Source organism: Methylobacterium isbiliense, assembly GCF_022179325.1.
Classification (GTDB): domain Bacteria; phylum Pseudomonadota; class Alphaproteobacteria; order Rhizobiales; family Beijerinckiaceae; genus Methylobacterium; species Methylobacterium isbiliense.
Genome location: NZ_BPQQ01000074.1, coordinates 1 through 6,349 on the forward strand (window position 1 = coordinate 1; position 6,349 = coordinate 6,349).

General features: G+C 67.7%; 7 protein-coding genes. 1 reads left to right on the forward strand and 6 read right to left on the reverse strand.

What is annotated here, in order from left to right; all coding sequences use genetic code 11:
- Positions 1-463: 463 nt before the first annotated feature.
- From MFF61_RS26835 to MFF61_RS26860, 6 genes are all read right to left on the reverse strand, one after another.
- Positions 464-601, reverse strand: a complete 138-nt coding sequence (locus MFF61_RS26835; RefSeq protein WP_238240759.1) for a hypothetical protein — start codon at positions 599-601, stop codon at positions 464-466.
- Between the two features lie 174 nt (positions 602-775).
- Entirely contained in the window at positions 776-1,873 is a 1,098-nt protein-coding gene (locus tag MFF61_RS26840) for an NADH:flavin oxidoreductase (RefSeq protein WP_238240760.1), read from the reverse strand.
- Positions 1,874-1,955: 82 nt separating this feature from the next.
- Positions 1,956-4,814 carry an ATP-dependent Clp protease ATP-binding subunit gene (locus tag MFF61_RS26845; protein WP_283206041.1) on the reverse strand — a complete coding sequence of 953 codons (2,859 nt, stop codon included), beginning with the start codon at positions 4,812-4,814 and terminating at the stop codon, positions 1,956-1,958.
- Between the two features lie 195 nt (positions 4,815-5,009).
- Positions 5,010-5,309: a DUF2171 domain-containing protein gene (locus MFF61_RS26850; protein WP_238240761.1), complete on the reverse strand. Its 300-nt coding sequence runs from the start codon at positions 5,307-5,309 to the stop codon at positions 5,010-5,012.
- A gap of 43 nt (positions 5,310-5,352) precedes the next feature.
- Positions 5,353-5,580, reverse strand: a complete 228-nt coding sequence (locus MFF61_RS26855) for a hypothetical protein (protein WP_238240762.1) — start codon at positions 5,578-5,580, stop codon at positions 5,353-5,355.
- Positions 5,558-5,764, reverse strand: coding sequence for a hypothetical protein (locus MFF61_RS26860; protein WP_238240763.1), 207 nt, complete (start codon positions 5,762-5,764; stop codon positions 5,558-5,560). The genes MFF61_RS26855 and MFF61_RS26860 overlap by 23 nt, the downstream gene beginning before the upstream one ends.
- A 189-nt stretch (positions 5,765-5,953) precedes the next feature.
- Here MFF61_RS26860 and MFF61_RS26865 point away from each other — a divergent pair, with 189 nt between their 5' ends.
- The gene (locus MFF61_RS26865) at positions 5,954-6,202 is read left to right on the forward strand and encodes a hypothetical protein (RefSeq protein WP_238240764.1); all 249 of its coding nucleotides are present in this window, start codon (positions 5,954-5,956) and stop codon (positions 6,200-6,202) included.
- The last annotated feature ends 147 nt before the right edge of the window (positions 6,203-6,349 follow it).

Below are 6,349 nucleotides of genomic sequence, written 5' to 3' on the forward strand. Positions count from 1 at the left end.
GGGAAACCCGGGGCGGTTCACGGCTCTAGCCTCTGCGGGCGACGCGATCCTCAGATCTCCCCCGGCGGGGAGTTCCTGGCAACGATTCAGTACCAGTTCGCCTCTTGGCCTGGCTGTCAGCTTCGGTAGGTAAGGACACGCTGAGGCATTGCCGGGCGACGGCCCACTGCGTGCGGCCGGTACGGCTCAGATCGCGCGACCGCGCAACCGCTTTGTTCGCTTTCTGTTCATGATCTGCATGGTCCAGGACCAGTGTCCTGAGTGTGGGACGTCGATTTCTGGACGGCGGGCGCGAAGCGCCGGTTCGCGCCACTTCCGGGCCTTCGATGAGTGATGCCGGAATGGGCGCTCGCCATGCAACAGCGGCCATTCGAAGTCGGTAACCCCCGCTTGGCGCTCCCCCCGATCCGCGTGCGATCAGCGTATGGACGAGAGTGGGAGACGTCGCGTCCACCCGTCAGGCTCACGCCGCTATCCTCGCGGCCGTGGCGAGCCGCAGCGCGTAAGGGTCGGCAAGGCTGCGCGCGATCACCGCGAGGGTCTGTTCCGCCCCGGAGGTGTCGCGCCCGATGGTGGTCAGCACGTCGATGGCCGCCTGCATGCGGGCGCAGCACTGATGCAGGCAGGTGATCGACTCCGCTACCGGGTCGGGTGCCGGTGGCGGCGAGCCTCCGCCACCGTGAGCGGACCGCCATGATCCCGCCAACGCCGACGCTGAGCACTTTGTGAGGCGTTCGGCCGATCCCAGTGCTCCGATCCAGCGCGGGCACGATTCTCAGAAGAGAGTGGCGAGTGCCTCACGGGTGAAATCCTGCAACTGCTCGTGCCGTCCCTCGCGGATCTTGCTGATCCAATGCGGGTCAGACAGCATGGCCCGGCCGACGGCCACAAGGTCGAAGTCGCCACGTGCGAGACGGCGAATGAGTTCATCGAGCGGATCAGGACGCGAGCTCTCGCCCTGGAAGGCGGCAATGAACTCGCCCGAGAGTCCGACCGAGCCGACCGTGATCGACGGCTTGCCCGTTAGCTTCTTCGCCCAACCCGCGAAGTTCAGGTCCGAGCCTTCGAATTCCGGCTGCCAGAAACGCCGCTGCGAGCAGTGGAAGATGTCGACACCCGCTTCGGCGAGAGGGTTGAGCCACGCCGCCATCTCGTCGGGTGTGCGGGCGAGTTTCACCGCAAAATCCTGCTGCTTCCACTGCGAGAGGCGCAGGATCACGGCAAAGTCCTCGCCGACCGCAGAGCGAACCGCGCGCACGACCTCGACGGCCAAGCGGCTGCGCTCGGGTAAAGTCACGCCGCCGTAGCGGTCCTGGCGCTTGTTCACGCCGGCCCAGAAGAACTGATCGATCAGGTAGCCGTGTGCGCCGTGGATCTCGACCGCGTCGAAGCCGAGCCGCTTGGTCTCCGCGGCGGCACGGCCGAACGCTGCGACCGTCTCGGCGATGTCGGTCTCGGACATCGCGACGCCGCCGGCCTTCCCGGGGACGACGAGCCCGGACGGGCCTTCCATGGGAGCGGGCGGCGTCCAGCCGGACGCATGCGGGGCCACGATGCCCATGTGCCAGATCTGCGGCGCCATCGCGCCTCCGGCGGCATGAACCTCGTCGATGACGCGCTTCCATCCGGCGAGTGCCTGCTCGCCATGGAAATGAGGAACCGCGGGATCGTTCGACGACGCCGGCCGGTCGATGACGGTGCCTTCCGAGATGATCAGCCCCACCTCGGGCGCGCGTCGGCGGTAATAGGCGGCCACGTCAGGTGTCGGAACGCCGGCGGGAGAGAACGAGCGCGTCATCGGCGCCATGACAATCCGGTTCTGCAGCCGGAGCGACTTGTGCTCGAAGGGGCGGAACAAGATGTCGAGGCTCATGGCGGTCTCCAGGATCAGCTCGTCTGGTCCGGCTGGTCATCCGGGGGCGGAACTGTTGCACGGCGCGGCTCGACGCAGGTTGCTACTCCGCCGCCGCAGGTCTTTCACCCGGTGTCGTCGGGTTCTTCGCGGCCTCTGTCCCGCCGCGCTGACGGCGTGAGCGCTTACCGGTGGGATTGGACCCGCCCTCGGCCGCCCCGGGTTGTGGCTCCAGCACCACCGTGTGCTGACTGCCGTCCCAGCGGGCCATCACGCGGTCGCCCTCGTGCACCTCGTCGGCGAGCATCGCGCGGGCGAGCTGCGTCTCAAGCTCGGAGCGGATCAAGCGCCGGAGCTCGCGCGCCCCGAACTCCGGGCGGAACCCTGCCGCCGCGAGATGGTCGACGAGACTCTGGTCCATCACGAGTTCGACACCCTGGCCCTGTGCCGTGCGCCGGACCCGCTCCAGCTGAAGCGCGACGATGGAGCGGATCTCGGCTTGGCCGAGTGCGTGGAAGACGATGATCTCGTCGATGCGGTTGATGAACTCCGGCCGGAAGTGGCCGCGCAGCACGTCCATCAACTCGCGCTTCAGGCGAGCCGGATCATCAGCTTCGGTTCCGCGCAAGCGCAGGTTGCGCTGGATGATGTCAGCGCCGAGGTTCGAAGTCGCAATCAGCACCGTGTTGGTGAAGTCCACCACCCGGCCCTTGCCGTCGGTCAGCCGGCCGTCGTCGAACACCTGCAGCAGCGTGTTGTAGACGTCCGGGTGCGCCTTCTCGATTTCGTCGAGCAGCACGACCGCGTAGGGCCGGCGCCGCACCCGCTCGGTGAGCTGACCGCCCTCCTCGTACCCGACATAGCCCGGCGGCGCGCCGATCAGGCGCGAGACGGCGTGCCGCTCCATGTACTCGGACATGTCCAGACGGATCAGCGCATCCTCATCGCCGAACACCGTCTCGGCCAACGCCTTGGCGAGTTCCGTCTTGCCGACGCCGGTCGGACCGAGGAACAGGAAGGTCGCAATCGGCCGCCGGCCCTCGCGCAGACCCGCCCGGGCGAGCCGAACGGCATCGCTCACGGCCTTCACCGCCTCGTCCTGGCCGATGACCCGCTTGTGCAGCCGCTCCTCCATGGCGACCAGCCGCTGGCGCTCCTCGGTGGTCAGCTCGCTCACGGGCACGCCGGTGAGCTTCGAGACCACTTGCGCCACGTGCTCGGCCGTGACCTCGGCCGATGCCGAGCCGCGCTCGCGCCGCCAGCGATCGGTCGCCTCGCCGAGTTCCTTGTCCTTGGCCGCGTGCTGGGCCTGGATCTCCTGGGCGCGGTCGAACTGCTTGCGCGACGCCGCATAGTCCTGCTCGCGCTTGAGCTGGCGCACCTCAGCTTCGAGTTCTTGGATGTCGATGGGCCGGGCCGTGGCCGAGATCTTCACCCGCGCCGCTGCCTGGTCGATGAGGTCGATGGCCTTGTCGGGCAGAAACCGGCCCGTGATGTAGCGGTCGGACAATTCGGCGGCGGCAATCACCGCATCGTCGGTGATGGTGACCTTGTGGTGCGCCTCCAGCGTATCGCGCAAGCCGCGCAGGATCATGATGGTCTGCGCCACCGTGGGCTCCGGCACGAAGACCGGCTGGAAGCGCCGCTCCAAGGCCGCATCCTTCTCGATGTGCTTCTGGTACTCGTTGAGCGTGGTCGCGCCGATGAGGTTCAGTTCGCCTCGGGCAAGGGCCGGTTTGAACACGTTGGCGATGTCGAGCCCGCCCTCGCCGCCACCTTGCCCGGCCCCCACGATGGTGTGGATCTCGTCGATGAACAGGATGAGGCTGTCCTGGGCGGCCTCCACCTCCTTCAGGATCTCCTGCACCCGTTCCTCGAACTCGCCGCGGTACTTGGAGCCGGCCACCATGGAGTTGATCGAGAGCTCGACCAGACGCTTGTCGTGCAGGCTCTCAGGCACTTCGCCGGCAACCATGCGCTGGGCCAGTCCCTCCACGATGGCGGTCTTGCCGACGCCGGGCTCGCCGATCAGCACCGGATTGTTCTTCTTGCGCCGGGCGAGCACCTCGACCGTGGTCTCGATCTCGCGCGCCCGGCCGATCACCGGGTCGAGCTTGCCGTCACGGGCGAGCTGGGTGAGATCGCGCGCGTACTTGTCGAGATTGGGCGTGTTGGTGGGGGCGTCGACGCGGCCCTCCTCGGCGCCGCGCCCGACGACCTTGGTGACCTGCTGGCGGATCGCCTGCGGAGTGAGGCCGTAGCGGCGGAGCACGTCCGCGGCGATGCCCTCGCCTTCCTCCGTCAAGCCGATCAGCAGGTGCTCGGGGCCGACATAGGAGTGGCCGAACTCTCGCGAGGCCTGGTAGGCGCGCGACAGGGCGTTCTTGACCCGGGGCGAGACACCGATCGCGGCGTCATCCGTGCCGGACGTGTCCGCCCCCGCCGCGCCGCCCGTGCTCTGGCCTTCCTGGTCGAGCTGCCGGCGCAGGTCACCGACCGCAACCTTGAATTGGTCGAAGATGGTGCGCACGACGTCGCTGTCGGTCAATGCATACAGCAGGTGCTCGGTGTCGACCTCGCGCCGGTTCAGGTCCTGGGCGCGCCGCGCGGCTCCCTGCAGGATCTCCTCGGCATGGGCGGAGAGGCGCTCGGCGATGCCGCCCGCCGGCCGGCCACGCGCTGCGCCGCGGCCGGACCTGATCGGGCTGGGGGGCGCATCCGCTCCGTCCCCGATCTCGCCGATGTGGGGGTCGTCACGTCCGACGCGAGGCCCGCGGCCGAAGACGTCGCCACCGAAAAAGTCGTCGAAGAGGCTGCCTCCCGGCCCGCCGAACAGCGATTCGAGCGGCGAGCTGGGGCGGCCCTGCTGGCGCGCGAGGCGACGGTAATCGACGTCGCACAATTCCATCGTCTGGCGCTGGCCGTTGCTGACCACCTGGGCCCGCACCGTGGCCGGCCGCACCCCACAGATATCGCAGATTCCGCCGGTCATGCAGCGCCCCCCTGAGGATTTGGCTGGAGCTTGACGTACCTCGCTGAAGCCTGATCCGTCGCGCCGACGGATCGGGCCTGATCCGGCTCACTCTTGACCGTCAAGCCTCCTCAAGAAGCTTGGCGGTGTTCTCGGGGCGCGAAAAGACATCGCGCAGCAACGGCGTCAGATCGCGCGTTGGAGATGATGCCGCTTCGCGTAGGGCTCTCGCGCCCACAAGCGCCTCGCCTCGTCGAAGGTCCGGTTCAGTCGAACCCGGTCATCGACGGCAGCAATCCAGTCTGGGGCGACGTATTGATGCTGATTTCGAGGCTCCTGGTCGGCACGGGAGATCTTGAGGTGACCACCTTCGACTTTGTCGACGGATCCGATCCGCGTTCCGTCGCGATCGACGACCGCCAGGCCTTCGGTGATCCGATCGAGCAGGCGACGTCCGTCCTCGCCATCAACTCCGTTCATCGCCATGTCCCGTTCTCCATCTGCATGAGCGATTGCTTGCGCGCCGAGTTCAGGGCCGTCCGCTCACCAGTGCCTCGTAACCCCGCGGGGTCAGCTCGATCGTGCCGGCGTCCGGTGTCGCGACATATCCGGCGCGTGCGAGTTCGGAGATCGCCACCGCGACTGCAGGGTCGGTCCCGAAGCGTTCGTCCAGCGTCGTGATGCGCAGGCGTGCCCCTGGCAGCCGGTGCGTGTCGCGCAAGTAGGCCAGAATTTCACTCGCCATCTCTGACAGCATCGAAGAAATCCCCCGCCGGTCGCCCGACCGGTCCACGATCCCGCCGGTGCCGCAGCGCGACGCGGAGCGCGTGCGACGCCGCTTGCCGGTCGGGCCCGATCGCCTCGTGCAGCATCACGTCGTCGAGCCACACATGCGCCCCGTGTGATGTCTTGTCGAAGACATTGAGGCCGTTCGCACTCAAGCTTCGCCTCCGTACATCGTCCTGGCGAGTTCAGATGGCGTCCGCTGGCCGGGCTGGTATCCGGATCCATCCTAAGTGAGATGCCGGACGGGCGTGCCGACCAGGACTTTGCCCTAGGAGCCGCCCCAATTGTTGCCGGCAGGACCACACTCAATTTCGGGAGAACTCTCAGCGCCTGGAGGGCATCGCATGGCGGATTCCCAGATTCCATTCACTCCCGATGACCTTGGCGCCTGTGCCGCCGCCGCAATGGTCGAGATCCGGATCGTTCTGAGCCGCCTGACGCCCACCGAGCGCGCCGACTTCTGGAATGCCGTGGATTTCCTCTACCGCGCACCGTCCGGATCTCCGATGAGTGTGAGGGAATCCCGGCCGATCCAGAATGGCGTTGCACAGGGTCTCAAAGCCCTGCTTCCGCCTGTCTGGACAACACGGTAGCGACGCTGACGGGCGTCACCGCCTGCCGGAGGTGCAGGCCTGCGGCACGACGGGCTGTCCGCGCAGCCCGGCCCCCTCGCAGGCGCCGGCTAGGCGCCGGGATCTGTCGGGTGCACGCCGGCCGCGGTCGCGATCAGCACCGCCTCC

Excerpts from the sequence above, each read along its gene's own strand:
- MFF61_RS26835 (WP_238240759.1), bottom strand. The coding sequence starts at position 601 with ATGCAGGCGGCCATCGACGTGCTGACCACCATCGGGCGCGACACCTCC.
- MFF61_RS26840 (WP_238240760.1), bottom strand. The coding sequence starts at position 1,873 with ATGAGCCTCGACATCTTGTTCCGCCCCTTCGAGCACAAGTCGCTCCGG.
- MFF61_RS26850 (WP_238240761.1), bottom strand. The coding sequence starts at position 5,309 with ATGGCGATGAACGGAGTTGATGGCGAGGACGGACGTCGCCTGCTCGAT.
- MFF61_RS26855 (WP_238240762.1), bottom strand. The coding sequence starts at position 5,580 with ATGCTGTCAGAGATGGCGAGTGAAATTCTGGCCTACTTGCGCGACACG.
- MFF61_RS26865 (WP_238240764.1), top strand. The coding sequence starts at position 5,954 with ATGGCGGATTCCCAGATTCCATTCACTCCCGATGACCTTGGCGCCTGT.